Here is a 24,528-nt window from a genome sequence, read left to right as displayed (position 1 = left end):
AATCGACCTAAGTTGGCCTAGTGGAGCAACACAGGGCGCGTTCTACTCAGCACGGACCGCGACGCGGTACCTCGCCGCCGACACCCCTGCCCCCGCAGGCGCGGCGCGGCGCCGGAGGCGGTGGCTCCGCGGCGCAGCCCGCCAAGCCCGCCGCAGCGCGGCCCAAGGGCCGTCCCGCCGGTGCGGCGCGCTCTCCGGCAGCGGTACGGCGGTCTGCCCCGCCCATCGTCCAGGCGGTACGGCGGCTGCCGAACCCCCGGCTCACGGGGCTCGGCTGCGGGCTGTTCTGCGGGGCGGTGATGCTGGCGCTCGGTTTGCTCGACTCGCTGCTGTTCGGGCGGTCGCTCGTCGTCTACGGCGTGCTGTTCCTGCCGGTCTGTGTGCTGGCGGCGGTGTGGGTGCGGGGGGTCGACCTGGTGACCGTGCCGATCGTGGTGCCGATCGCCTTCGCCCTGGGACTTGTGCCGGTCGCCCAGAGCGGCGAGGGGCTGAGTGGCCGTGCCGTGGGCCTGTTCACCGCGCTCGCCACCCAGGCCGGATGGTTGTACGGGGGGACTCTTGTGGCCGGGTCGATCGTGACCGTGCGGAAGGTGCGGCAGATGCGGCGGCGACCGGTGCGCAGCCGACCGCCTGTGTGACGCGCCGCTCCGGTGGCCCCGGCCCCGGCCTATCCCCCCTGCGCCGCCCTCATCGCCGCGCCCACGATCCCCGCGTTGTTCTGCAGCTCGGCCGGCACGATCTCCGCCTTGATGCCCTCGATGTGGTGCAGGAACTTGCTCGCCTTGCGGCTCACGCCGCCGCCGATGACGAACAGCTGGGGGGAGAAGAGCATCTCGACGTGGGCGAGGTACTGCTGCACCCGGTGCGCCCAGTGCTCCCACGACATGTCGTGGTCCTCCTTGGCCTTGCTGGAGGCTCGCTTCTCGGCGTCGTGCCCGTGCAGTTCGAGGTGGCCCAGCTCGGTGTTGGGGACGAGGACGCCGTCGGTGAAGACGGCGCTGCCGATGCCGGTGCCGAAGGTCAGCACGATGACCGTGCCCTTGCGGTCCCGCCCGGCGCCGAAGGCCATCTCGGCGATGCCCGCCGCGTCCGCGTCGTTCACCACGGTCACCGCCAGGCCGCCCAGGCGGTCGCCCAGCAGCACGCGCGCGTCCTTGTCGATCCAGCCCTTGTCGACGTTCGCCGCCGTACGGATCATGGCGCCGCCCGTGACGACGCCCGGGAACGTCGCGCCGATCGGGCCGGTCCAGCCGAAGTGGTCGACGACCTGCTTGACGCCGTCGGCCACCGAGTCCGGCGTGGCCGGGTGAGGGGTCAGCACTTTGAAACGCTCGTCCATGAGCTCACCCCTGTCGAGGTCCACAGGAGCGCCCTTGATCCCGGATCCGCCGATGTCCACGCCGAAGATCTGCATGGCACCACGTTACGACGGACCACCGACAGTCACGAGGCCACGGTCGACCGCGGCCACCGCGCCAGGTGCCCGCGACCACCGTCGGCGGCGCTGCCCGGCGTCACGCCCCCCGCCGCGTGGCTCACCGCTCGCTCACCGCTCGCCGGAGTCCACTTCTGCCTTGCGCTGCGCGATCAGCTCCGCCGCCTCCTCGCGCAGGTCACGGCGGAGTTCCTTGGGCAGCGAGAAGGTGATGGACTCCTCGGCCGCCTTGACGAGCTCGACGTCCTCGAAGCCGCGCCGGGACAGCCACTCCAGCACCTGCTCGACGAGCACTTCGGGGACGGACGCGCCGGAGGTCACGCCGACCGTCGAGACGCCCTCCAGCCAGGCCTCGTCGATCTCGTCGGCGAAGTCCACGAGGTAGGCCGCGCGTGAGCCGGCGAGCTTCGCGACCTCGACGAGCCGCTTGGAGTTGGAGGAGTTGCGGGAGCCGACGACGATGACGAGCTCGGCCTGGGCGCCCATCTGCTTCACCGCGAGCTGGCGGTTCTGGGTGGCGTAGCAGATGTCGTCGCTGGGCGGCGAGATCAGCTGCGGGAACTTCTCCTTCAGGGCGTCGACGGTCTCCATGGTCTCGTCGACGGACAGCGTGGTCTGGGACAGCCAGACGACCTTGGACGGGTCGCGGACCTCGACCTTCGCCACGTCGCCGGGGCCGTCGACGAGCTGGATATGGTCGGGGGCCTCGCCGGAGGTGCCGATGACCTCCTCATGGCCCTCGTGGCCGATCAGGAGGATGTCGTAGTCCTCGTTCGCGAAGCGGACGGCTTCCTTGTGGACCTTGGTGACGAGCGGGCAGGTCGCGTCGATGGTGGCGAGCTTGCCGCGCTCGGCCTCCTCGTGGACGACCGGGGCGACGCCGTGCGCCGAGAACATCACGATGTTCCCCGGGGGGACCTCCTCCGTCTGCTCGACGAAGATGGCGCCCTTCTTCTCCAGGGTCCGGACGACGTACTTGTTGTGGACGATCTCGTGTCGGACATAGATCGGAGCGCCGTACTGCTCCAGGGCTTTCTCGACGGCGATCACGGCGCGGTCCACTCCCGCGCAGTAGCCCCGGGGGGCGGCGAGCAGGACACGGCGGCCAGGCGAAGCAGTCATGGCACCCATCGTAAGGCCGCGTTCGGGGGGTCAAAGATCGCGCCTTTGTGACGTTCCTGGGGAGACTGGCCTTGAGCCGGGAGGGGTGGGGAAGGGCACCACGTACGCGACCGCCGGAGGCTGCTGATGTCCGAGACCGGCACGGCGGCGCCCAGGGTGGACGAGCACCATGACCTGCGGCGCACGCTGGGCTTTCGGGACCTGGTCGTCTACGGGTTGCTGTTCATCGCGCCGATGGCCCCCGTTGGTGTCTTCGGCACCCTGGACGCCCGGTCGCACGGGGCGGTCGCGCTGGTGTACGTCGTGGCCACGGTGGCGATGGCGTTCACCGCATTCAGCTACGCGCAGATGGTGCGGGTGGTCCCCCAGGCGGGGTCCGTGTTCGCGTACGCGCGCGTGGCGCTGGGCGGGGAGGCCGGTTTCGTAGCCGGCTGGATGGCGATGCTGGACTACCTCCTGATCCCGGCGGTCGCCTATCTCTTCTCCGGCATCGCCATGGAGGCGCTGGTCCCGGAGGTCTCACGCTGGGTGTGGACGGCGCTGGCGGTGGTGGTGACGACGCTGCTGAACCTGTGGGGCGTCCGCGCGGCGGCCCGGGTCGGTCTCCTCGTCCTCGCGCTGGAGATCGTGGTCCTGGTCGTCTTCGTGGTGTCGGCGAGCGCCGTCCTCGCGCGCAAGGGCGCCGAGCGGGCGTGGCTGTCGCCGTTGTCGGGGGACGGGACGCAAGGGGCGTTCGCGGTGTCGGCGGTCATCGGGGCCGTGTCGATCGCCGTGCTGTCGTATCTCGGCTTCGACGCGATCGCCTCCTTCGCCGAGGAGGTGACCGGCGGCTCGCGGCAGGTGGCGCGGGCGGTGCTGTTCTGCCTCGGTCTCGCGGGAGTGCTGTTCGTCACGCAGACGTATCTGGTGGCCCTGCTGGAGCCGGTGTCGTCCGCCGAGCTGGCCGCCGAGCCCGCCAGGCAGGGATCGGCCTTCTACGACGCCGTGGACGCCTCCGTGGGGACCTGGCTGCACGATCTGGTAGCCGCGAGCAAGGCGCTCGGCGCGGCCTTCGCGGCGCTGGCGGGGCAGGCCGCGGCGGGGCGGCTGCTGTTCGCGATGGGGCGGGACGGGAGGCTGCCGCGGGCCCTGTCCCGGACGGACTCCGGGGTGCCGCGGGTGGCCCTGCTGTGCGCGGCGGTGATCACGATGGTCGCGGCGGTGTGGGCGGCCCGGCGGGACGACGGTGTGGACCACCTGGTGTCGGTGGTCGACGTCGGTGCCCTGACGGCCTTCACCCTGCTGCACGCGAGCGTGGTGGGGTGGTTCGCGGTACGCCGCAAGGGCGGCGCGGTGAGCTGGTGGCGGCATGTGCTGGTGCCGGTGCTGGGCGCGGCGATCACGATCGCGGTCATCGTGGAGGCGTCGCGGAGCGCGCAGGTGGTGGGGGCGGTGTGGCTGGTGATCGGTGTGGTGGTGCTGGTGGCGCAGGCCGGCCGGCGGAGCCCGTCCGGCGGCTGAGGAGGGGCCGGGTTTGTCGGTGCCGCCCATTACGCTCGCGGCATGGCAGTCAACACGTCCCCGGAAACCCCCCTGCCCGTCGGTGAGGTGTCGCGGCTCATCGGGGGGTGGATCGACCGGCTCGGCGCGGTCTGGGTCGAGGGGCAGATCACCCAGTTGTCACGGCGGCCGGGCGCGGGCGTGGTGTTCCTGACGCTGCGGGACCCGTCGTACGACATCTCGGTCGGCGTCACCTGCTACCGGCAGGTGTTCGACGCCGTCGCCGACGTGGTGAGCGAGGGCGCGCGGGTCGTCGTCCTGGCGAAGCCGGAGTGGTACGCGCCGCGGGGGCAGCTGTCGTTGCGGGCCGCCGAGATACGGCCCGTGGGGGTCGGGGAGCTGCTCGCGCGTCTCGAGCAGCTGAAGAAGAAGCTGGCGGGCGAGGGGCTGTTCGCGCCGGAGCGGAAGCGGCCGCTGCCGTTCCTGCCGCAGCTGATCGGGCTGGTGTGCGGCCGGGCCTCGGCCGCGGAGCGGGACGTGCTGGAGAACGCCCGGCACCGCTGGCCCGCCGTGCGGTTCGAGGTGCGCAACGTCGCCGTGCAGGGAGTGCACGCCGTGCCGCAGGTCGTGCAGGCGGTGAAGGAGCTCGACGAGATCCAGGACGTCGACGTGATCATCGTGGCCCGGGGTGGCGGCAGCGTGGAGGACCTGCTGCCGTTCTCCGACGAGCAGCTGGTGCGGGCTGTCGCGGCCTGCCGTACGCCCGTGGTGTCGGCCATCGGCCACGAGCCAGACAACCCGCTCCTGGACCACGTCGCCGACCTGCGGGCCTCCACGCCCACCGACGCCGCGAAGAAGGTCGTACCGGACGTCGGCGAGGAGTTCGAGCGGGTACGGCAGCTGCGGGACCGGGCGCGCCGGTGCATGGCGGCGTTCGTCGAGCGGGAGGAGCGCGGACTGGCGCACGCGCTGGCGCGGCCGTCCATGGAGGACCCGCACCGGATGATCGACGAGCGGGCCGAACAGGTCGCGGCGCTGGTCGAGCGCGGGCGGCGGTGTCTGGGGCACCATCTCGACCGGGCCGAGTCGGAGCTGACGCACACGCACGCGCGCGTGGTGGCCCTCTCGCCGGCGGCGACCCTCAAGCGGGGGTACGCGGTGCTGCAGAAGGCGGATGGGCATGTGGTCCGCGCACCGGACGAGGTGACGGCGGACGAGGGGCTGCGGGCGCGGGTGGCCGAGGGTGAGTTCTCCGTACGTGTCGATGCTTAGGGTGGGCGGATGAGCAGCAAGGTGGACGAGGCGCTGGGCTACGAGCAGGCGCGGGACGAGCTGATCGAGGTCGTACGGCGGCTGGAGGCGGGCGGTACGACGCTGGAGGAGTCCCTCGCGTTGTGGGAGCGCGGCGAGGAGCTGGCCAAGGTGTGCCGGCGGTGGCTGGAGGGCGCGCGGGCCCGGCTGGACGCGGCGCTGGCCGAGGAGTCGGCGCAGACCGGGACCGGGGCGGGGACCGAACAGGAGTGAGCGGCGCGGCGCGGGGCTGACCTGCGGCGCGGTGTGAAGCCGATCACCGCGCGCCCGCTTTTGTTGAAAGTTGAACTTACTTGGCGTACCGTCGACCTGTCAGTGGATCCGTGCGCAGTACACAGATTCGACGCAGCACCGAGAAAGATCACGCATGTCTCTCGTTCTTGACCCCGCCGCCCAGGACCTGCTCTTCCGCCAGGCCCGCACCGCGAACACCTTCACCGACGAGCCGGTGACCGACGAGCAGATGCAGGCGATCTACGACCTGGTCAAGTACGGCCCGACCGCCTTCAACCAGTCGCCGCTGCGCATCACGCTGGTCCGCTCCCCCGAGGCCCGTGAGCGCCTGGTCCAGCACCTGTCCGAGGGTAACCGGGCCAAGACCGCCGCCGCCCCGCTGGTCGCGATCCTCGCCGCGGACAACGAGTTCCACGAGGAGCTGCCGGAGCTCTTCCCGCACGCCCCGCAGGTCAAGGACGCGTTCTTCGCCGAACGCCCGGTCCGCGAGCGCGCGGCCGGTATGAACGCCGCCCTCCAGGCCGCCTACTTCATCGTCGGCGTGCGCGCGGCCGGCCTGGCCGCCGGCCCGATGACCGGCCTGGACTTCGAGGGCGTGCGCAAGGAGTTCCTGGACGACGACCACACTCCGCTGATGGTCGTGAACATCGGCCGCCCGGGCCCGGACGCGTGGACCGCGCGCTCGCCGCGACTGGCCTACGAGGACGTCGTCACCACCGTGTGAGCGACCCCCGGCACGCGAGAGGCCCCCGGCGTACGGCGCCGGGGGCCTCTCCCATGTCACGCGGGCTGCAGGGTCACGACGTCCTCAGGGCCTTCGCCATCGTCGCCAGCTGCTCGAACGAGCCCGTTCCCGCCACCACCGTCGTCGTGCCCTTGGCGTCGTCGTCCTCGGACAGGACGAGCGCGTCGTACCGGCCGCCGGTGTAGCGGATCCACGTACGGCCGCCGATCTCCTCGGTGACCTCCGTCTCCTCCGCGCCCTGGGTGGTGTCCTCGATGAACGGGATCCGCTTGTCCATGGACTGCTTCAGCGTGACGTACTCCCCGTCGGGAGCGTGGAAGCCGAGGTGCCAGGAGTCGTGCTCCTGGCCGTCGAAGCGGACCGACGTCGGCTTCCAGGCCTGCGGCAGGCCCTGCGGCGCGGCCACCGGATAGGCGGCGGCGCGCCGTGCCGTGAGCAGCTCGACCCGGTAGTCGACCCGTTTGACGTCTGGTTCCTGGTCGTCGTCGTGCGGGATGAAGAGGTACATGACCAATCCCGCCAGCACGATCAGGCCCAGGGAGAGAACCATGTCCCGGACCGTGTTCTGCTTGCCGTTCACACCTGCCACGCCTCCTATCGTCGCAGGTGCCCCGGCCGCTCATCCGTGGGGGGCTCTGCTCATTCTGTCGCTCTGACGATAGAGTCGTCGTCGAACCCTCATCCGGCCGTCGTCGTATCAGAAAGGTGCGCTCCGATGACCGAGCATCACTTGCCGTCCGAACTCGATGTGCCCTCCGAGGCCCCCGATCGCAACCTCGCCCTGGAGCTGGTCCGGGTGACCGAAGCCGCGGCGATGGCCGCGGGCCGCTGGGTGGGCCGCGGGGACAAGAACGGCGCCGACGGTGCCGCGGTGCGCGCCATGCGCGCCCTTGTCTCGACCGTCTCCATGAACGGCGTCGTCGTCATCGGGGAGGGCGAGAAGGACGAGGCACCGATGCTCTACAACGGGGAGCGGGTCGGTGACGGGACCGGGCCGGAGTGCGACATCGCCGTCGATCCGATCGACGGCACGACGCTCACCGCGAAGGGCATGACCAACGCCATCGCGGTGCTCGCGGCGGCGGAGCGGGGGTCGATGTTCGACCCGTCGGCCGTGTTCTACATGGACAAGCTGGTCACCGGGCCCGAGGCGGCGGACTTCGTCGACATCGACGCGCCGGTCTCGGTGAACATCCGGCGGGTCGCCAAGGCCAAGCGGTCCGCGCCGGAGGACGTGACCGTCGTCATCCTCGACCGGCCGCGGCACGAGCGGCTCATCGAGGAGGTCCGCGAGACGGGCGCGCGCATCAAGCTGATCTCCGACGGCGATGTGGCCGGGTCGATCCTGGCGCTGCGCGAGGGCACGGGCGTGGACCTGCTGCTGGGCGTCGGCGGGACGCCGGAGGGGATCATCTCGGCCTGTGCCGTGAAGTGCCTCGGCGGGACCATCCAGGGCAAGCTGTGGCCCAAGGACGACGAGGAGCGGCAGCGGGCGATCGACGCCGGGCACGATCTGGACCGGGTGCTGACGACCGAGGATCTGGTCACCGGGGAGAACGTGTTCTTCGTAGCCACCGGCATCACGGACGGAGAGCTGCTGCGGGGGGTGCGCTACCGGTCGGAGACGGCCACCACGGACTCCATCGTGATGCGCTCGAAGTCGGGCACCGTGCGCAGGATCGACTCCGAGCACCGGCTGAGCAAGCTGCGGGCGTACAGCGCGATCGACTTCGAGCGGGCGAAGTAGGGGCCTGATCTTCGGGGTGGCGCGGCGCCGCAGTGATGCGGCGCGCGCACCGCCCCACCCCTGAAGTGCCCGCCGGCCGACCGGCACGACGAAGGCGCCCCCTGTGCGGAAGGGGCGCCTTCGTCCGTGTGGTTCGGGGTCAGCCGGCTGCCGCTATGCGGCTGTCCGCCCGGGCCGCCTTCTTCAGTTCCACTTCCCGGCGGCGGCGCCGGGCCAGGACGACGCGGCGCTCGGCGGCGGTGAGGCCGCCCCAGACGCCGTAGGGCTCGGGCTGGAGGAGTGCGTGTTCGCGGCACTCGACCATGACGGGGCAGCGGGCGCAGACGCGCTTGGCCGCCTCCTCGCGGGAGAGCCGGGCGGCGGTGGGCTCCTTGGAGGGCGCGAAGAACAGGCCGGCCTCGTCGCGCCGGCACACGGCTTCCGTGTGCCAAGGGGCGTCTTGGTCCCTGTCTCGCGCTGGCACCCGCTGGGCCGGAACGCCAGCTACCTGCAGGGACGAATGCGGCGGTTGCAGCACGGTCTACTCCTGACGACGGCTTCGCGAGCGAGAGACGATGCAGCAAGGTCTACCCGCTGTACGCGCGCCTATGCAGGGAGTCCCCAACGACCGGAATCAGGGCATTCGGATGCGCTGCCCGGAACGGCCGGAGAGTGGCCGGATACCCTCGGCCGAAGGCGACTTCGCACCCGTCAACGGTCGAGATGCTTGCGCAGGCCCTTGTCGACCTTGCGCTGTACGCGGTCGAGGATGTCCGCCACGAGCTTCCCGCGCCTGGGCCGCGCCTCGATGTTGCCGAGCACGGCCCAGCCGTCCACGAAGACGACGGGCGCGTCGGGATCGGCGGCGTCCTGGTTGTCCACCTCGAAGTTGCCGAGGACGCCACCGCCGGAGCCGCGCAGCGAGACGTTCTCCGGCACGCGGACCTCGACGTTCCCGAAGACGGACCAGGCCTTGATGACGACCTGCTGATACTCGAAGACCGCCTCGCTCAGATCGATCTCGACGCTGCCGAAGACCGAGTACGCGTGGATACGGCGGCCCGCCCGCCAGCGGCCCTTGCGCACCGCCGCACTGAAGACCGCGACCACGTTCTCGTCCGGGTCCGCCGGTATCGCGCCGGCCGTGGGGCGTTGCGGCACGGGGGTGTACGCGGGAGTGGCCCGGGCCTGGTGCACGCCGGGCAGGTCCCGCACGTACGGCTCCAGTTCGCCGACCGTCTTGGCGCCGTAGACGCCCTCCACCCGCTCGGCGTGCTCCTCGGCGGTGAGGCGGCCCTCGGCCATGGCGTCACGCAGGATGTCCGCGAAGTGGTCGCGGTCGGCATCGGAGGCGCGGAGCTCGGAGCCTGCCGCGGTCTGCTTCTGAAGGTCCACGACAGCAGCGTACCCAAACACGATAGATCGCGACACCCCAGGGACCGGGCGAGCACCCGCCGTTCGAACTGAGCCTTACCTCACAAGCTCGCCGCCGACACCACGTCCTACGCTGGTGGACGCTGCCAATGGATGCCAGCCGCTGTCTGCCGTGAGTGAGGAATGGGCGCGATGCCTGAGTTCGAGTACACCGATCTGCTCCCCATGGGGGAGGACACCACCCCGTACCGGCTGGTGACCTCCGAGGGTGTCTCCACTTTCGAGGCCGACGGCCGGACGTTCCTCAAGGTCGAGCCGGAGGCGCTGCGCAAGCTCGCGGAAGAGGCCATCCACGACATCCAGCACTACCTGCGCCCGGCCCACCTGGCCCAGCTGCGCCGGATCATCGACGACCCGGAGGCCTCCGGCAACGACAAGTTCGTCGCCCTGGACCTGCTGAAGAACGCCAACATCGCCGCCGCGGGCGTGCTGCCCATGTGCCAGGACACCGGCACGGCGATCGTCATGGGCAAACGCGGGCAGAACGTGCTCACGGCGGGCGGCGACGAGGAGGCCCTGAGCCGGGGCATCTACGACGCCTACCAGAACCTGAACCTCCGCTACTCCCAGATGGCCCCGCTCACCATGTGGGAGGAGAAGAACACCGGTTCCAACCTCCCCGCGCAGATCGAGCTGTACGCCACCGACGGCGGCGCCTACAAGTTCCTCTTCATGGCCAAGGGCGGCGGCAGCGCCAACAAGTCGTTCCTCTACCAGGAGACGAAGGCCGTCCTGAACGAGGCCTCCATGATGAAGTTCCTGGAGGAGAAGATCCGCTCCCTGGGTACGGCCGCCTGCCCGCCGTACCACCTGGCCATCGTGGTCGGCGGCACCAGCGCCGAGTACGCGCTGAAGACCGCGAAGTACGCCTCCGCGCACTACCTGGACGAGATCCCCGCCGAGGGCTCGGCGCTCGGGCACGGGTTCCGGGACAAGGAGCTGGAGGAGAAGGTCTTCGAGCTGACCCAGAAGATCGGTATCGGCGCGCAGTTCGGCGGCAAGTACTTCTGCCACGACGTCCGCGTCGTCCGCCTCCCCCGGCACGGCGCGTCCTGCCCGGTCGCCATCGCCGTCTCCTGCTCGGCGGACCGGCAGGCTGTCGCGAAGATCACCGCCGAGGGCGTCTTCCTGGAGCAGCTGGAGACCGACCCGGCGCGGTTCCTGCCGGAGACCACGGACGAGCAGCTGGACGAGGCCGGGGACGTCGTGAAGATCGACCTCAACCAGCCGATGGACGACATCCTCGCGGAGCTCACCAAGTACCCGGTCAAGACCCGCCTCTCCCTCACCGGCCCCCTGGTCGTGGCCCGCGACATCGCGCACGCCAAGATCAAGGAGCGGCTGGACGCGGGCGAGGAGATGCCGCAGTACCTGAAGGACCACCCGGTCTACTACGCCGGTCCGGCGAAGACCCCCGAGGGCTACGCCTCCGGCTCCTTCGGCCCGACGACGGCCGGCCGCATGGACTCCTACGTGGAGCAGTTCCAGGCGGCGGGCGGCTCGAAGGTGATGCTGGCCAAGGGCAACCGCAGCAAGCAGGTCACCGACGCCTGCGGCACGCACGGCGGCTTCTACCTCGGCTCCATCGGCGGCCCCGCCGCCCGCCTCGCCCAGGACTGCATCAAGAAGGTCGAGGTCGTCGAGTACGAGGAGCTCGGCATGGAGGCCGTCTGGAAGATCGAGGTCGAGGACTTCCCGGCGTTCGTCGTGGTCGACGACAAGGGCAACGACTTCTTCCAGGACCCGGCACCCGCCCCGACGTTCACGTCGATTCCGGTGCGTGGGCCCGGGCTGGTCTGACGGTGGCCGGGGTCTGGGTGCTTTCGGCCCAGGCCCCGGAACATCGCGGGCCCGCAGATCGCTGTAGCGGGTATGAGTGAATACCGCATCGAACACGACTCCATGGGCGACGTCAGGGTCCCGGCCGACGCGAAGTGGCGGGCGCAGACCCAGCGGGCCGTGGAGAACTTCCCGATCTCCGGGCAGCGGCTGGAGCGCGCGCACATCGAGGCCCTGGCGCGCATCAAGGCCGCGGCCGCGGCCGTCAACGCCAAGCTCGGCGTACTCGACAAGGACATCGCCGAGGCCGTCCAGGAGGCGGCGCGGGAGGTCGCGGAGGGACGCTGGGACGAGCACTTCCCCGTGGACGTGTTCCAGACGGGCTCCGGCACCTCGTCCAACATGAACACCAACGAGGTCATCGCGACCCTCGCGAGCGAGCGGCTCGGCCGGGACGTCCACCCCAACGACCACGTCAACGCGTCCCAGTCGTCCAACGACGTCTTCCCCTCCTCCCTCCACATCGCCGCCACGGCGGCCGTCCTGCGTGACCTGATCCCGGCGCTGCGCCACCTCGCCGAATCCCTGGAGCGCAAGGCGGCGGAGTTCGCCGACGTGGTGAAGTCGGGGCGGACCCATCTGATGGACGCCACGCCCGTGACACTGGGGCAGGAGTTCGGTGGGTACGCCGCCCAGGTGCGCTACGGGATCGAGCGGCTGGAGGCCTCGCTCCCCCGGCTCGCCGAACTGCCGCTCGGCGGTACGGCGGTCGGCACCGGCATCAACACCCCGCCCGGTTTCCCGGCGGCGGTGATCGCGGAGGTGGCCCGTGCGACCGGCCTGCCGCTCACCGAGGCCCGCGACCACTTCGAGGCGCAGGGCGCCCGGGACGGGATCGTGGAGACCAGTGGCCAGCTGCGCACCATCGCGGTCGGCCTGACGAAGATCGCCAACGATCTGCGCTGGATGGCGTCCGGGCCGCGCACGGGGCTCGGCGAGATCAACCTGCCCGACCTCCAGCCCGGTTCGTCGATCATGCCGGGCAAGGTCAATCCGGTCATCCCGGAAGCCGTGCTCATGGTCTGCGCGCAGGTCGTCGGCAACGACGCCACGGTCGTCACGGCGGGCGCGTCCGGCAACTTCGAGCTGAACGTGATGCTCCCGGTCATCGCGAAGAACGTGCTGGAGTCCGTCCGGCTGCTCGCGGCCGTCTCCCGGCTGCTCGCCGACCGGACCGTGGACGGCATCACCGCCAACCGGGAACGGGCCCGGGAGTACGCCGAGTCGTCGCCCTCCGTGGTGACACCGCTGAACAAGTACATCGGGTACGAGGAGGCCGCCAAGGTCGCGAAGAAGTCGCTGGCGGAGCGCAAGACGATCCGTCAGGTCGTGCTGGAGAGCGGCTACGTGGAGCGCGGCGACCTCACCGTGGAGCAGCTCGACGAGGCGCTGGACGTGCTGCGGATGACGCGTCCGTGACGGGCCGCCGGGACCGGGGGAGCGGCGCGTGAACCGTGACACGCGCCGCAGCGTCGTATGCCGTTGACACCTAATATCTGTGCATGACGGACGACGGAGCGGTGAGACGCGTGGAAGCGGGCGGAGCTACGGCCTTCTGGGCACCGGGCAGTCACATCCTGTGGCGCTACCGGGAGAACGCAGGCGACCGCTTCCACATCGCGCGCCCCGTCACCGTCGTGCGCGACGACGCCGACCTGCTCGCCGTGTGGATGGCGCCGGGCACGGAGTGTGTCAGGCCGGTGCTCGCCGACGGGACGCCGGTGCACCTGGAGCCCCTGCAGACGCGCTACACCAAGCCACGGGCGGTGCAGCGCGACCGCTGGTTCGGCACCGGCGTGCTGAAGCTCGCCCGGCCCCGTGAGCCCTGGTCGGTGTGGCTGTTCTGGGACCCGGGCTGGCAGTTCAAGAACTGGTACGTCAACCTTGAGGAGCCGCTGGCGCGTTGGGGCGGCGGGGTGGATTCCGAGGATCACTTTCTCGACATCTCCGTTCAGCCGGACCGCAGTTGGCACTGGCGGGACGAGGACGAGTTCGCGCAGGCCCAGCGGGACGGCCTGATGGACGCCGGGCAGGCCGAACGGGTCCGGGACGCGGGCCGGGCCGCGGTGGAGGTGATCCGCGCGTGGGGGCCGCCGTTCGCCGACGGCTGGCAGCACTGGCGGCCGGATCCGGCCTGGGCCGTACCCTCACTTCCACAGGACTGGGATCGTATGCCTGCGCGTGTGTCCTCATGAGACCCTTGCTGCGCCCCCGGGCAGGAAACGTAGGATCGTCCTCCGCAAGGGGCGCGCGGCGGCAACTCGCGGGGCGCGCAGTGTGCTTGACCGGATGTCACCGAGGGGCGGCAGGACGTGAGCGAGGGCTACGAGGGCAACACCCGTGCGGGCCGCGACCGGTCCGCCGGTGGCACAGGAACAGCCTCTGACCACGCGGGAATTCCGTTCCTGGGGCATGTATTCCGGGTATCGGGACTTCTGCGGGACGAACTGCACGCGCGATGCAAGGCGCGCACGGCCCCGGACGGATGGATTCGACACGCGTGACGGAGCAGCCGACCTCTTTCGAGCGCCCCCAGGCGGGCATCGACCCCGCGGATCCCCGCGGGGCGCTCCTGCGTACCCCGGCGGCCCCGCTGACGCCCGGCGCCGCCGCCTTACCCGCTCAGGCCCGCAGTACCGGTGAGACGCCCTCGGGCACGTCCGTGACGCCCGGCGACGGCAGCGGCCCCGAGCACTCGCAGCCGGCCGCCGCCGAGCCCGACACCCACCGCCCGCGCCCCGCGCCGGAGGCCATCCCGGCGCAGCCCGGCACCGACCCGGACCGTTCCGGCCCCGGCGGGCAGGAGCGCCGTACCGGGCAGCCGGCCCCGCTCGGCCGGCCCACGCCCATGCGGCGGGACGGCGACCGGCTGCGCTTCGTGGGCGCGGCCACCCGGCGGATCGCCCGCGGCATCGACCTCGACGAGATCGTGATGGGGCTGTGCCGGGCGACCGTGCCGACGTTCTCCGACGCGATCCTCGTCTATCTGCGCGACCCGCTGCCGGTCGGCGACGAGCGGCCCACGGGTCCGGTCGTGCTGCGGCTGCGACGCACCGACCGGATCCCGGAGGAGCGGGACACCGAGGGCGGTCTGCCCGCACTCCATCTGGAGCCGGCGGAGCTGGCCTCGCCGACCGCCGAGCTGTGCGAGGTACGGCCCGGCGGCGCGCTCGCCGAGGTGCTGCGCGGGGTACGTCCCGTGTTCGCCGACGCGCCCGCCGCCCGCGCCGCGCTGCCCGAACTGCTCGGTGAGAACGGCGAGGCGGTGATCCCCGCGGGCCAGCGGGCGATCCTCGCCCCGCTGCGGGGCCGGCGCCGGGTCATCGGTGCCGCGGTCTTCCTGCGTCGCCCGGAACGCACGGCGTTCGAGGCGGACGACCTGCTCATCGCCGCGCAGCTCGCCACGCACAGCGCGCTCGGCATCGACAAGGCGGTGCTGTACGGCCGGGAGGCGTACATCGCCGACGAGTTGCAGCGCACCATGCTCCCCGAGACCCTGCCCCAGCCGACCGGTGTCCGGCTGGCCTCCCGTTATCTTCCGGCGGCCGAGACCGCGCGGGTCGGCGGCGACTGGTACGACGCCATCCCGCTGCCCGGCAGCCGGGTGGCGCTCGTCGTCGGTGATGTCATGGGGCACTCCATGACGTCCGCCGCGATCATGGGCCAGCTGCGCACGACGGCGCAGACCCTGGCGGGGCTCGACCTGCCTCCGCAGGAGGTCCTGCACCACCTCGACGAGCAGGCCCAGCGGCTCGGCACCGACCGGATGGCGACCTGCCTGTACGCGGTCTACGACCCGGTGTCGCACCGGATCACCATCGCCAACGCGGGCCATCCGCCGCCGGTGCTGCTGCATCTGGGCGGGCGGGCCGAGGTGCTGCGGGTCCCGGCGGGCGCGCCGATCGGCGTCGGCGGCGTCGACTTCGAAGCGGTGGAGCTGGACGCGCCGGCCGGGGCGACGCTGCTGCTGTACACGGACGGGCTGGTCGAGTCCCGGCTGCGGGACGTGTGGACCGGAATAGAGCAGCTGCGCGAGAAACTGGCCGCGACCGCGCAGCTCACGGGGCCGGATCATCCGCCGCCGCTGGAAGCGCTGTGCGACGAGGTGCTGGACATGCTCGGGCCCGGTGACCGGGACGACGACATCGCGCTGCTCGCCGCCCGGTTCGACGGGATCGCGCCGAGCGATGTGGCGTACTGGTTCCTGGAGCCGGAGGAGATGGCACCCGGCAAGGCCCGGCGGCTGGCCCGGCGCGCTTTGGCCCGATGGGGTCTGGAGGAACTGTCGGACTCCGTCGAGCTGCTGGTCAGTGAGGTCGTGACGAACGCCGTCCGGTACGCGTCGCGGCCGGTGACGTTGCGGTTGCTGCGCACGGACGTGCTGCGGTGCGAGGTGGGCGACGACGTGCCGCAGCTGCCTCGCCTGCGGCAGGCTCGGGCGACGGACGAGGGCGGGCGTGGGCTGTATCTGGTGAACCGGATGGCCCGGCGGTGGGGGGCGACTCGGCTCAGCACCGGCAAGGTCGTCTGGTTCGAGCTGAATCGCGGGTGAGGCGCGCGTCGCCGTGCGGCTGTGTGGCGTACGGCGGCTGCGGGACGTCGGTGGCGTGCCGCGCGGTTCCCCGTGCCCCTGGACGAGTTGAGGGCGCCCGGTCTTTTCGGCCGGGCGCCCTCCTCTATCGCTCGTCGTCCGGGAAGAGTGGGTTGTCCGGTGTCGTCCCGTCTGTGGGCGTCGACGGCGGGGGTTCGGTCGTCGGGGTCCGACTCGGCGTCTGGCTGGGGGTCTGGCTCGGCGTCTGGGACGGCGTCCGGGTCGGGGACTCGGACGTCGGGGGTGCCGAGGTGGGGGGCTCCGACGTGGGCGACTGCGTGGTCGGTTCGTCGTCGGGGGTCGGGGTGTACGTCGGCTTCACCGCCGCGCCCTGCGTGGTGTCCAGGTCGAACTTGCTGACCTCGTCCATCACGCCGAAGGTGTACGCCGCCCAGATCTGCGCCGGGAAGCCGCCGCCGTTGACGCGGCCCTTGCCCGGGAGGGTGCCGGTGGCGCCCGCCATGTTCACCTGCTTGCCGGTCTTGGCGTCCTGGCCGAACAGGCCGACCGAGGTCACGAGGTCCGGGGTGTAGCCGGTGAACCAGGCGGACCTGCCGAAGTCGGAGGTACCGGTCTTGCCGGCCACCTGCTGTCCGTCGCGCTCCGGGTTGTCCCGTACGGACGTGCGGGCCGTGCCGTCGTCGACCACGCCGGTGAGCACCGAGGTGACGGTGTCGGCGGCCTCGCGGCTGATGACCTGTTCGCCTATGGGGTCCGGCAGTTCGACGACCGTGTCCTTGTGCTCGGCCGAGGCCAGGATCGCGGGCGTGACCTTCTTGCCGTGGTTGTCGAGGGTGGCGTAGATGCCGGCCATCTCCAGCGGGCTCGCGCCCATGGAGCCGAGCGTCTGGGCCGGCACCGCCTGCATGCCCTCGGTGTCCATGCCGAGCTTGCCGGCGACCTCCATCACGTTGTCCATGCCGACGTCGACGCCCATCTGTGCGAAGACGGCGTTGACGGACTTGTTCATGGCGGTCTGCACGGTGACGTCGCCGTAGTCGACGTCGTCCTCGTTCGGCGGGGCGAAGCCGACCTTGCTGCCGTTGTCCACGACCTGGTGCCTGCTGTCGCCGTCGTAGACGGTGTTCGCGGTGATCGGCTCGCCGTCCTGGGTCTCGGCCCCCTCCTCCAGGGCGGCGGCCAGGATCACGGGCTTGAACGTGGAGGCCGGCTGGTAGTCGCGGCGCGTCGCGTTGTTCGTGTAGTGCTTGAAGTAGTTCTCGCCGCCGTACATCGCGACGACCTTGCCGGTCTTCGGGTCGACGGACACGGCGCCGGGCTGGATGTTCGCGTCGACCTTCCGCTTCTTCGGGTCGAGCTTGCTGACGAGCTGGTCCTGCGCGGCCTGCTCCAGCTGTCGCTGCTTGTCCTTGTCGATGTTCAGCGTCAGCGTCCAGCCACCGCGCTTGACCAGGGCGAAGGCGTCGTCCTGGTCTTCCGCCGCCCCCTGGGCCACCAGTTGCCGTGCCAGCTCCGCGTTGGCCGCGTCGACCCAGTAACCGGTCTGGCCCTCCATCTCGGGCGCGCCCTGCGGCGCCTTCGGTACCGGGAACTCCATGCCCTGGCGCTCGGAGGCGCTCAGCCAGCCCTCCTCGACCATGTTGTCCAGGACGTAGTTCCAGCGGTTCTTGACCAGTTTCTTGCCGGTGTCCGAGGCGACCGCCCAGTCGTACTGGCTCGGCGCCTGGAGCAGCGCGGCGAGGTACGCGCCCTGCTCGACGGTGAGTTCGTCGGCGTCGACGCGGTAGTAGGCCTGCGCGGCGGCCTGGATGCCGTAGGCGTTGCGGCCGTAGTAGCTGGTGTTGATGTAGCCGGCCAGGATGTCGTCCTTGGACGTCTGGCGGTCCACCTTCAGCGAGATCACCAGCTCCTTGAGCTTGCGGGTGACCGTCTGTTCCTGGCTGAGGTAGTAGTTCTTGACGTACTGCTGGGTGATCGTCGAACCGCCCTGCGCGCCCTTGCCGCTGAGCGTGTTGACCAGGCCGCGGGCGGTGCCCTTCAGGTCGATGCCGTTGTCCTGGTAGAAGGTCTTGTTCTCGGCGGCCACGAAGGTCCGCTGGACGCCCTTGGGCACCCTTGCCAGGTCGACGAGCTCGCGGTTGACCTCGCCGCTGCGGGCCAGGACCCGGCCGTCACCGTACTTGTAGACGTTGCTCTGCTGCTTCGCGGCCGCGTTGCCCTCGGGGACCGGCACGAGCAGGTACAGCAGGATGAAGCCGCCGATGCCGAGCAGGCACAGGCCGAGGAAGGTACCGAGGATCTTCTTCCAGGTGAAGAACCTGCGTATGCCGGTCTTCCCGGACTTGCCGGTCCTGCTCCGGCGGCGGCCGGGACCGGCCGGGCCCGCCGGGCTCGCTGTGCGCGACGAACGGCGGTTCTTCGGCGCGGCGCGGTGGCCACCGCGCTGTCGCGCTCGTCTGTCTTCCGCTCGTCCCATGAGTCCGTCCGCTCCGCTCCGCTCTCGGGTGTCACTTGGGTGTCGTGGCTCAGGTCAGCTCAGAAAGCTAACACCGCCCTCTATGACAAAGGCCGACTGATTCGGTCTTTTTGGGACGTGACAATCAGCACGCCTTCCTACGGAACCGACGTCCGAAGCGGGGTCGGGGTTGCTGTGACGGGGTAAAGTGTTATCACTTAGCTAGAACGAAGCTAGAGAACGGGGGACCCCAGTGTCCACGCAAGACTCGACGGCCGTCGCCGACGTCCCGGAGATGCCCGCCCCACGCGTCCGGGAGTTCCAGGCGCACAGCATCGGCGGCGGACTCGCCCTGCTCCTGGGCCTGATCGGCCTGCTGGGCGGCGTCGCCATGGTGGTGGCCGCCACCACCGTCGCCGCGACCGGCGCCAAGGCAGCGCTGATCGTCCTCGGCATCCTGATCGCCGTCTGCGCGTTCGTCGCGATGTGCGGCCTGAACATGGTGGCGCCGGGCGAGGCCCGCGTCGTGCAGCTCTTCGGGCGCTACCGGGGCACGATCCGGCAGGACGGCCTGCGCTGGGTGAATCCGCTCACCTCGCGCACCAAGATCTCCACCCGCGTCCGCAACCACGAGACGGCGGTGCTCAAGGTCAACGACGCCTACGGCAACCCGATCGAGCTCGCCGCGGTCGTGGTGTGGAAGGTCGAGGACACCGCGCAGGCCTCGTTCGAGGTCGACGACTACATCGAGTTCGTCTCCACCCAGACCGAGGCGGCCGTGCGGCACATCGCCATCGAGTACCCCTACGACTCCCACGAGGAGGACGGTCTCTCCCTGCGTGAGAACGCCGAGGAGATCACCGAGAAGCTCGCCGTCGAGCTGCACGCGCGGGTGGAGGCGGCCGGCGTGCAGATCATCGAGTCCCGCTTCACCCACCTCGCCTACGCCCCCGAGATCGCCTCGGCGATGCTCCAGCGGCAGCAGGCCGGCGCGGTCGTCGCGGCCCGGCGGCAGATCGTGGACGGCGCGGTCGGCATGGTCGAGATGGCGCTGGCCCGGCTGACGGAGCGGGACATCGTGGAGCTGGACTCGGAGCGGAAGGCGGCGATGGTCTCCAACCTCATGGTGGTGCTGTGTGGCGACCGGGCCACCCAGCCCGTGGTCAACACCGGGTCGCTCTACCAGTGACCGACTCTTCCGAGGCTTCCTCGAAGCGGCGGCCGCAGCAGCAGCGCAAGCAGGTGCTGCTGCGGCTGGACCCGGCGGTGTACGAGTCGCTCGCCCGCTGGGCGTCGGACGAGCTGCGGTCGGCCAACGCGCAGATCGAGTTCCTGCTCCGCAAGGCCCTCAAGGACGCGGGCCGGCTGCCCGGCGACGCGGGGCCGCTGCCCCGCCGCGGCCGGCCACCCGGAGGCTCCCCGCCGCAGTAGCAGAACCGTGACAATCGACCCTCACCTGCGGCGAAGCCCTCCTCTCCATGATCTACACACTGCGCGTATACACCCGACGTATACCCGGTATGTAGAGTGCTCCGCATGTCCATCGGTCACACCCTCCTCGGGCTCCTGGAGTCCGGCCCCCGCCACGGTTACGACCTGAAGCGGGCCTTCGACGAGAAGTTCGGTCAGGACCGGCCCCTGCACTACGGCCAGGTCTACTCCACGATGTCCCGGCTGCTGAAGAACGGCCTCGTCGAGGTCGACGGCATCGAGCCGGGCGGCGGGCCGGAGCGGAAGCGGTACGCGATCACCGACGCCGGCATCACCGACGTCGAGCGGTGGCTCGCGACGCCGGAGAAGCCGGAGCCGTACCTCCAGTCGACCCTGTACACCAAGGTCGTCCTCGCCCTGCTCACCCGGCGCGACGCCGCCGACATCCTCGACACCCAGCGCTCCGAGCACCTGCGCATGATGCGGATCCTCACCGACCGCAAGCGCAAGGGCGATCTCGCGGACCAGCTGATCTGCGACCACGCGCTGTTCCATCTGGAGGCCGACCTGCGCTGGCTGGAACTGACCGCCGCACGGCTCGACAAGCTGGCGGAGGTGGTGGCGAAGTGACTCCCACCGGTTCCCTGCTCGTCGCCGAGGGCCTGCACAAGACGTACGGCCCCACGAGCGCCCTGGACGGCGCGGACTTCTCCATCCACCCCGGCGAGGTCGTCGCCGTGATGGGCCCCTCCGGCTCCGGCAAGTCCACCCTGCTGCACTGCCTCGCCGGGATCATCACGCCCGACACGGGCTCGATCCGCTACGACGGCCGGGAGATGGCCACGATGAACGACGCCCAGCGCAGCGCGCTGCGGCGTTCGGAGTTCGGCTTCGTCTTCCAGTTCGGCCAGCTCGTGCCCGAGCTCACCTGCGTCGAGAACGTGGCCCTGCCGCTGCGTCTGAACGGCACCTCCCGCAAAGCCGCCGAGCGCACCGCGCTGTCCTGGATGGAACGCCTGGAGGTCGACGGCATCGGCAGGAAGCGGCCCGGCGAGGTCTCCGGCGGCCAGGGCCAGCGCGTCGCCGTGGCCCGCTCCCTGGTCACCGGCCCGCGCGTGCTGTTCGCCGACGAGCCGACCGGCGCGCTGGACTCCCTCAACGGCGAGCGCGTGATGGAGCTGCTGACGGACGCGGCCCGCTCCACCAACGCGGCCGTGGTCCTGGTCACGCACGAGGCACGGGTCGCCGCCTGGTCCGACCGCGAGATCGTCGTCCGCGACGGGAAGTCCCGCGACATGGAGCGCGTCGTATGAGCGGCCGGGGGAACCGCCCTGGCCGAGCCGGGCCGAGAGCCTGGGGCAGCCTCAGGGACCTGGCCATGGGCTTCGGGTTCGCGTTCACCGGCAGGGGCGGCTGGGTCCGCGCGGTGCTCACGGCGGTCGGCGTAGGCCTCGGCGTGGCACTGCTGCTGCTCACCACGGCGATACCGAGCGCGCTGGACGCCCGGCGCGCGCGGGAACAGGCCCGTACCGACTTCACGTTCAGCGACACCCTGCCGCCCAGGTCGGACGCCACCCTGCTCGTCGCCGTCGTCGGCACCACCTTCCGCGACAAGGACGTCCGCGGCCGCGAGCTGGAGCCGGAGGGCCCGAGGGCGCCGCTGCCGCCCGGCGTCGCCGAGATGCCCGCGGTGGGCGAGATGGTCGTCTCCCCGAAGCTGAAGGCGCTCCTTGAGTCACCGGAGGGGAAGCTGCTCCGCGAGCGGCTGCCCGGCCGGATCGTCGGCACCATCGCCGAGCCCGGTCTGGTCGGCCCCGCCGAACTGGCCTTCTACCGGGGCAGCGACAGTCTCTCGGCGCGGCTCGACGACGGCCGGGTCACCCGGATCGAGCGGTTCGGCGAGCCGGTCCAGGGCACCTCGGACCCGTGGGATCCGGTACTGATCCTGCTGGTCCTGGTCGTCTTCGTGGTCCTGTTGATGCCGGTGGGCGTCTTCGTCGCCGCGGCCGTGCGGTTCGGCGGCGAGGGACGGGACCGGCGGCTCGCGGCGCTGCGCCTGGTGGGCTCCGACAGCGGGATGACCCGCCGGGTCGCCGCGGGCGAGGCACTGGCCGGGTCCGTGCTCGGCCTGGTCTTCGGCACCGGCTTCTTCCTGGCCGGACGCCGGCTCGCGGGGCAGGCCGAGGTGTTCGAGGTCAGCGTCTTCCCCAGCTACCTCGACCCCTCCCCCGCCCTCGCCGCGCTGGTCGCGGTCGTCGTCCCGGCAGCCGCGGTGCTGGTCACCCTGCTGGCGCTGCGCGGTGTGGTCATCGAGCCGCTCGGCGTGGTCCGTACGGCCAGGCCGAGCCGCCGCAGGCTGTGGTGGCGGCTGCTGCTGCCGATCGCCGGTCTGGCGCTGCTCGCGCCGATGATCGGCCAGGGCAGCGGTGGCGGCGACTTCAACCAGTACCTGGTGATCGGCGGTGTGATGCTGCTGCTCATCGGCGTCACCGCGCTGCTGCCGTGGATCGTCGAGACGGTCGTGGCCCGGCTCGGCGCCGGCTCCGTCTCCTGGCAACTGGCCGTGCGGCGGCTTCAGTTGAGCAGCGGAAGCGCGGCGCGCACGGTCAACGGCATCGCCGTGGCGGTGGCCGGCGCGATCGCGCTGCAGATGTTGTTCGCCGGTGTGGAGGACGACTTCACCACGGCGACGGCGTACGACGAGACCCGCGCGCAGATGCAGGTGTCCGTGCCCGAGGGCACACCGCTGGCCCGGGCCGTGGCGGACTTCCGGCAGACCGAGGGCGTGAGCAAGGTGTACGCCTACTCGGAGGGCTACGTCAGCGACCGGCGCAGGGATCCCGAGTTCACCTCCCAGGTGACGATCGGCGACTGCGCCTCGCTGCGGCAGGTGGCGAAGCTGCCGTCATGCAGCGACGGTGACGTCTTCGCGGTCGCGGGCGCCGAGTACGACGACCACACCCCCGGCCTCGCGAAGCCCGGCCGCACCCTGTACTTCGACCCCTCCTACGAGGGCGAGCCCAAGGGCGCGGAGGCCCCCTGGAAACTGCCCGCCGTCAAGCGGGCCGAGGCAAGTCCCGGCATCACCGGGACGGATCGCGGCGGCTTCCTGGTCACACCGAAGGCGCTGCCGGCCTCGGCCGCGAAGGGCCTCGACGGTCAGGTCTACCTCCGACTCGACGAGACCGTACCGGACGTCTACGACCTGGTGCGCAACACGGCGGCGGTCATGGACCCGTTCGCCGAGCCGATGGTGTGGGTGTCCGGCGAGCGCTCCGAGCGCTACGACTCCATCCGCACCGGCCTGTCCGTGGGCGCCACCTGCGTGCTGGCCCTGATCGGCGCGAGCCTGCTCGTCTCCCAGCTGGAGCAGCTGCGCGAACGCCGGAGGCTGCTGTCGGCCCTGGTCGCCTTCGGCACCCGGCGCCGCACACTCACGCTGTCCGTGCTGTGGCAGACGACGATCCCGATCGTCCTGGGCCTCGCCCTCGCCGCGGTGGTCGGCCTCACCCTGGGCACGGTGCTGCTGAAGATGACGGCCACCGCGGTGAGCGTCGACTGGGCCGGCATGCTGTCGATGATCGGCATCGGCGGGGGCGTCGTCCTCCTGGTCACCCTGCTCAGCCTGCCGCCCCTGCTGCGGCTGATGCGCCCGGAGGGCCTGCGCACCGAGTGAGCCGGCTACCCGCCGCCCCGCAGCACCCGTACGGGAAGCGGCCGCAGTGCCTCGCGCAGTGCGGCCGCCAGCTCCTCGTACTCCGCGCCGCGCGCCGCGCCCGTCCGCATCGCCAGCGCGATCCGGCGGGTCGGTGCGGGGTCGGAGAAGTAACCGGTGAGCAACTGGTTGCTGCGGCTGGTCTCGACCTTGACGGCGGTACGCGGCAGCAGGGTGCAGCCCAGACCACCGGCGACAAGCTGGACGAGGGTGGACAGCCCGGCTGCCGTGGTGGTGACCGGCGCGTTCTCGCGCCCGGCCTCCCGGCAGATGTCGAGGGCCTGGTCGCGTAGGCAGTGCCCCTCGTCGAGCAGCAGCAGATTGAGCTCCTTGAGCGCCTCCCGGGGAATGCCCTCACGCCCGCCGAGCCAGTGGTCGAGCGGCGTGACGAGAACGAAGTCCTCGTCGAACAGGGGGAGTTCGCTCACCCCCGGAACCCCGAGGGGCACGGCGAGCAGGAGCAGGTCGAGCCGCCCCGAGGTCAGCCCGTCGAGCAGGTTGGCGGTCTGCTCCTCATGCACCTGGAGGTCGAGGTTGGGGTAGCGGTCGTGGACGAGCCGCAGGACGGTCGGCAGCAGGTAGGGCGCGACGGTCGGGATCACGCCGAGCCGCAGCGCGCCCGTGAAGGGCGCCCGCACGGCCTCGGCCTCCTCCATCAGCGCCCCCACCTCACCCAGCACCGCCTTGGCTCGCACGGCGAGCCGCTCGCCGGCGGGCGAGAGCAGCACCTTGCGGGTCGTACGCTCGAGGAGCGTGACGCCGAGGACCTCCTCCAGCGCGGAGACGGCACCGGAGAGGGCGGGCTGGCTCATGCCGATCGCGGCGGCGGCGTCGCGGAAGTGCAGATGCTCGGCGACGGCGGCGAACGCGCGCAGCTGGGCGAGGCTGGGCTGACGCCTCCTGCTGGTGTTACCTACGGTCACTGATAGCTACCTCCGATCAACTCGACCGAGTGTAGCTATTTCCCGGATCAATGCACGTTGTGCCACGATCAGGCTCGTCCAACCCAAGGGAAACACTCGCCACAAGCGGGTGTTTCCTGCTGCGCTG

22 protein-coding genes are annotated in these 24,528 nt (G+C 71.1%); 15 read left to right on the top strand and 7 right to left on the bottom strand.

Annotated features, from left to right (window positions below; genetic code table 11):
* Nucleotides 1–20: 20 nt before the first annotated feature.
* A complete protein-coding gene (locus tag ACIHCM_RS29110; protein WP_399902033.1) occupies nt 21–638 on the top strand; it encodes a DUF6542 domain-containing protein in 618 nt (205 codons plus the stop codon).
* Between the two features lie 29 nt (nt 639–667).
* Here the strand turns inward: ACIHCM_RS29110 and ppgK are convergent, their stop codons facing one another.
* Nucleotides 668–1,414, bottom strand: coding sequence for a polyphosphate--glucose phosphotransferase (gene ppgK, locus ACIHCM_RS29105; protein WP_399902030.1), 747 nt, complete (start codon nt 1,412–1,414; stop codon nt 668–670).
* A 132-nt stretch (nt 1,415–1,546) separates the two neighbouring features.
* Nucleotides 1,547–2,566, bottom strand: a complete 1,020-nt coding sequence (locus ACIHCM_RS29100) for a 4-hydroxy-3-methylbut-2-enyl diphosphate reductase (protein ID WP_399902027.1) — start codon at nt 2,564–2,566, stop codon at nt 1,547–1,549.
* A gap of 117 nt (nt 2,567–2,683) precedes the next feature.
* On the opposite strand from ACIHCM_RS29100, the gene ACIHCM_RS29095 reads away from it, so the two are divergent.
* From ACIHCM_RS29095 to ACIHCM_RS29080, 4 genes are all read left to right on the top strand, one after another.
* The gene (locus tag ACIHCM_RS29095) at nt 2,684–4,057 is read left to right on the top strand and encodes an APC family permease (protein ID WP_399902025.1); all 1,374 of its coding nucleotides are present in this window, start codon (nt 2,684–2,686) and stop codon (nt 4,055–4,057) included.
* Between the two features lie 42 nt (nt 4,058–4,099).
* The gene (xseA, locus tag ACIHCM_RS29090) at nt 4,100–5,308 is read left to right on the top strand and encodes an exodeoxyribonuclease VII large subunit (protein ID WP_399902022.1); all 1,209 of its coding nucleotides are present in this window, start codon (nt 4,100–4,102) and stop codon (nt 5,306–5,308) included.
* Nucleotides 5,309–5,317: 9 nt separating this feature from the next.
* Entirely contained in the window at nt 5,318–5,560 is a 243-nt protein-coding gene (locus ACIHCM_RS29085; RefSeq protein WP_399902019.1) for an exodeoxyribonuclease VII small subunit, read from the top strand.
* Between the two features lie 154 nt (nt 5,561–5,714).
* A complete protein-coding gene (locus tag ACIHCM_RS29080) occupies nt 5,715–6,305 on the top strand; it encodes a malonic semialdehyde reductase (protein WP_399902016.1) in 591 nt (196 codons plus the stop codon).
* A 73-nt stretch (nt 6,306–6,378) separates the two neighbouring features.
* On the opposite strand, the gene ACIHCM_RS29075 is transcribed toward ACIHCM_RS29080, so the two are convergent.
* Nucleotides 6,379–6,915: a DUF4245 domain-containing protein gene (locus tag ACIHCM_RS29075; protein ID WP_399902013.1), complete on the bottom strand. Its 537-nt coding sequence runs from the start codon at nt 6,913–6,915 to the stop codon at nt 6,379–6,381.
* A gap of 126 nt (nt 6,916–7,041) precedes the next feature.
* On the opposite strand from ACIHCM_RS29075, the gene glpX reads away from it, so the two are divergent.
* Nucleotides 7,042–8,073, top strand: coding sequence for a class II fructose-bisphosphatase (gene glpX, locus ACIHCM_RS29070; RefSeq protein WP_365450980.1), 1,032 nt, complete (start codon nt 7,042–7,044; stop codon nt 8,071–8,073).
* 139 nt (nt 8,074–8,212) lie between these two features.
* Here the strand turns inward: glpX and ACIHCM_RS29065 are convergent, their stop codons facing one another.
* Entirely contained in the window at nt 8,213–8,590 is a 378-nt protein-coding gene (locus ACIHCM_RS29065; protein ID WP_399902010.1) for a WhiB family transcriptional regulator, read from the bottom strand.
* Nucleotides 8,591–8,763: 173 nt separating this feature from the next.
* A complete protein-coding gene (locus ACIHCM_RS29060) occupies nt 8,764–9,447 on the bottom strand; it encodes a DUF1707 domain-containing protein (RefSeq protein WP_399902007.1) in 684 nt (227 codons plus the stop codon).
* A gap of 171 nt (nt 9,448–9,618) precedes the next feature.
* Here ACIHCM_RS29060 and ACIHCM_RS29055 point away from each other — a divergent pair, with 171 nt between their 5' ends.
* The 4 genes from ACIHCM_RS29055 to ACIHCM_RS29040 all read left to right on the top strand — a co-directional run bounded on the left by ACIHCM_RS29055 (nt 9,619) and on the right by ACIHCM_RS29040 (nt 15,877).
* Complete coding sequence (locus ACIHCM_RS29055) at nt 9,619–11,286, top strand: fumarate hydratase (RefSeq protein WP_399902004.1); 1,668 nt, start codon at nt 9,619–9,621, stop codon at nt 11,284–11,286.
* Between the two features lie 72 nt (nt 11,287–11,358).
* Nucleotides 11,359–12,744, top strand: coding sequence for a class II fumarate hydratase (locus tag ACIHCM_RS29050; protein ID WP_399902001.1), 1,386 nt, complete (start codon nt 11,359–11,361; stop codon nt 12,742–12,744).
* 83 nt (nt 12,745–12,827) lie between these two features.
* Complete coding sequence (locus tag ACIHCM_RS29045) at nt 12,828–13,520, top strand: DUF402 domain-containing protein (RefSeq protein WP_399901998.1); 693 nt, start codon at nt 12,828–12,830, stop codon at nt 13,518–13,520.
* A gap of 290 nt (nt 13,521–13,810) precedes the next feature.
* Nucleotides 13,811–15,877: a SpoIIE family protein phosphatase gene (locus ACIHCM_RS29040; RefSeq protein ID WP_399901995.1), complete on the top strand. Its 2,067-nt coding sequence runs from the start codon at nt 13,811–13,813 to the stop codon at nt 15,875–15,877.
* 124 nt (nt 15,878–16,001) lie between these two features.
* Here ACIHCM_RS29040 and ACIHCM_RS29035 read toward each other — a convergent pair whose 3' ends face one another.
* Entirely contained in the window at nt 16,002–18,353 is a 2,352-nt protein-coding gene (locus tag ACIHCM_RS29035; protein ID WP_399901992.1) for a transglycosylase domain-containing protein, read from the bottom strand.
* 274 nt (nt 18,354–18,627) lie between these two features.
* On the opposite strand from ACIHCM_RS29035, the gene ACIHCM_RS29030 reads away from it, so the two are divergent.
* From ACIHCM_RS29030 to ACIHCM_RS29010, 5 genes are all read left to right on the top strand, one after another.
* Nucleotides 18,628–19,521 (top strand): SPFH domain-containing protein, encoded by an 894-nt coding sequence (locus tag ACIHCM_RS29030; protein WP_399902127.1) that lies wholly within the window; start codon nt 18,628–18,630, stop codon nt 19,519–19,521.
* Nucleotides 19,518–19,763: a hypothetical protein gene (locus ACIHCM_RS29025; protein ID WP_399901989.1), complete on the top strand. Its 246-nt coding sequence runs from the start codon at nt 19,518–19,520 to the stop codon at nt 19,761–19,763. Before ACIHCM_RS29030 ends, ACIHCM_RS29025 begins: the two co-directional genes overlap by 4 nt.
* A 105-nt stretch (nt 19,764–19,868) precedes the next feature.
* Nucleotides 19,869–20,393 carry a PadR family transcriptional regulator gene (locus ACIHCM_RS29020; RefSeq protein WP_141310442.1) on the top strand — a complete coding sequence of 175 codons (525 nt, stop codon included), beginning with the start codon at nt 19,869–19,871 and terminating at the stop codon, nt 20,391–20,393.
* Entirely contained in the window at nt 20,390–21,076 is a 687-nt protein-coding gene (locus ACIHCM_RS29015; protein WP_399901986.1) for an ABC transporter ATP-binding protein, read from the top strand. Before ACIHCM_RS29020 ends, ACIHCM_RS29015 begins: the two co-directional genes overlap by 4 nt.
* Nucleotides 21,077–21,141: 65 nt before the next feature.
* On the top strand, nt 21,142–23,439 hold the full coding sequence (locus ACIHCM_RS29010) for an ABC transporter permease (RefSeq protein ID WP_399901982.1): 2,298 nt from the start codon (nt 21,142–21,144) through the stop codon (nt 23,437–23,439).
* Nucleotides 23,440–23,444: 5 nt separating this feature from the next.
* Here ACIHCM_RS29010 and ACIHCM_RS29005 read toward each other — a convergent pair whose 3' ends face one another.
* Nucleotides 23,445–24,401, bottom strand: a complete 957-nt coding sequence (locus tag ACIHCM_RS29005) for a LysR substrate-binding domain-containing protein (RefSeq protein ID WP_399901979.1) — start codon at nt 24,399–24,401, stop codon at nt 23,445–23,447.
* Between the last annotated feature and the right edge of the window lie 127 nt (nt 24,402–24,528).

It is taken from the genome of Streptomyces sp. NPDC052023 (assembly GCF_044548465.1).
In the GTDB taxonomy this organism is placed as follows: Bacteria; Actinomycetota; Actinomycetes; order Streptomycetales; family Streptomycetaceae; genus Streptomyces.
Note: the sequence above shows the minus strand (reverse complement) of the source record. Positions and strands in the feature narration are given on the sequence as shown.

Excerpts from the sequence above, each read along its gene's own strand:
- ACIHCM_RS29080 (WP_399902016.1), top strand. The coding sequence starts at position 5,715 with ATGTCTCTCGTTCTTGACCCCGCCGCCCAGGACCTGCTCTTCCGCCAG.
- ACIHCM_RS29095 (WP_399902025.1), top strand. The coding sequence starts at position 2,684 with ATGTCCGAGACCGGCACGGCGGCGCCCAGGGTGGACGAGCACCATGAC.
- ACIHCM_RS29045 (WP_399901998.1), top strand. The coding sequence starts at position 12,828 with ATGACGGACGACGGAGCGGTGAGACGCGTGGAAGCGGGCGGAGCTACG.
- ACIHCM_RS29010 (WP_399901982.1), top strand. The coding sequence starts at position 21,142 with ATGGGCTTCGGGTTCGCGTTCACCGGCAGGGGCGGCTGGGTCCGCGCG.
- ACIHCM_RS29050 (WP_399902001.1), top strand. The coding sequence starts at position 11,359 with ATGAGTGAATACCGCATCGAACACGACTCCATGGGCGACGTCAGGGTC.
- ACIHCM_RS29100 (WP_399902027.1), bottom strand. The coding sequence starts at position 2,566 with ATGGGTGCCATGACTGCTTCGCCTGGCCGCCGTGTCCTGCTCGCCGCC.
- ACIHCM_RS29040 (WP_399901995.1), top strand. The coding sequence starts at position 13,811 with ATGGATTCGACACGCGTGACGGAGCAGCCGACCTCTTTCGAGCGCCCC.
- glpX (WP_365450980.1), top strand. The coding sequence starts at position 7,042 with ATGACCGAGCATCACTTGCCGTCCGAACTCGATGTGCCCTCCGAGGCC.
- ACIHCM_RS29055 (WP_399902004.1), top strand. The coding sequence starts at position 9,619 with ATGCCTGAGTTCGAGTACACCGATCTGCTCCCCATGGGGGAGGACACC.
- ppgK (WP_399902030.1), bottom strand. The coding sequence starts at position 1,414 with ATGCAGATCTTCGGCGTGGACATCGGCGGATCCGGGATCAAGGGCGCT.
- ACIHCM_RS29020 (WP_141310442.1), top strand. The coding sequence starts at position 19,869 with ATGTCCATCGGTCACACCCTCCTCGGGCTCCTGGAGTCCGGCCCCCGC.
- xseA (WP_399902022.1), top strand. The coding sequence starts at position 4,100 with ATGGCAGTCAACACGTCCCCGGAAACCCCCCTGCCCGTCGGTGAGGTG.
- ACIHCM_RS29035 (WP_399901992.1), bottom strand. The coding sequence starts at position 18,353 with ATGGGACGAGCGGAAGACAGACGAGCGCGACAGCGCGGTGGCCACCGC.
- ACIHCM_RS29030 (WP_399902127.1), top strand. The coding sequence starts at position 18,628 with ATGCCCGCCCCACGCGTCCGGGAGTTCCAGGCGCACAGCATCGGCGGC.
- ACIHCM_RS29085 (WP_399902019.1), top strand. The coding sequence starts at position 5,318 with ATGAGCAGCAAGGTGGACGAGGCGCTGGGCTACGAGCAGGCGCGGGAC.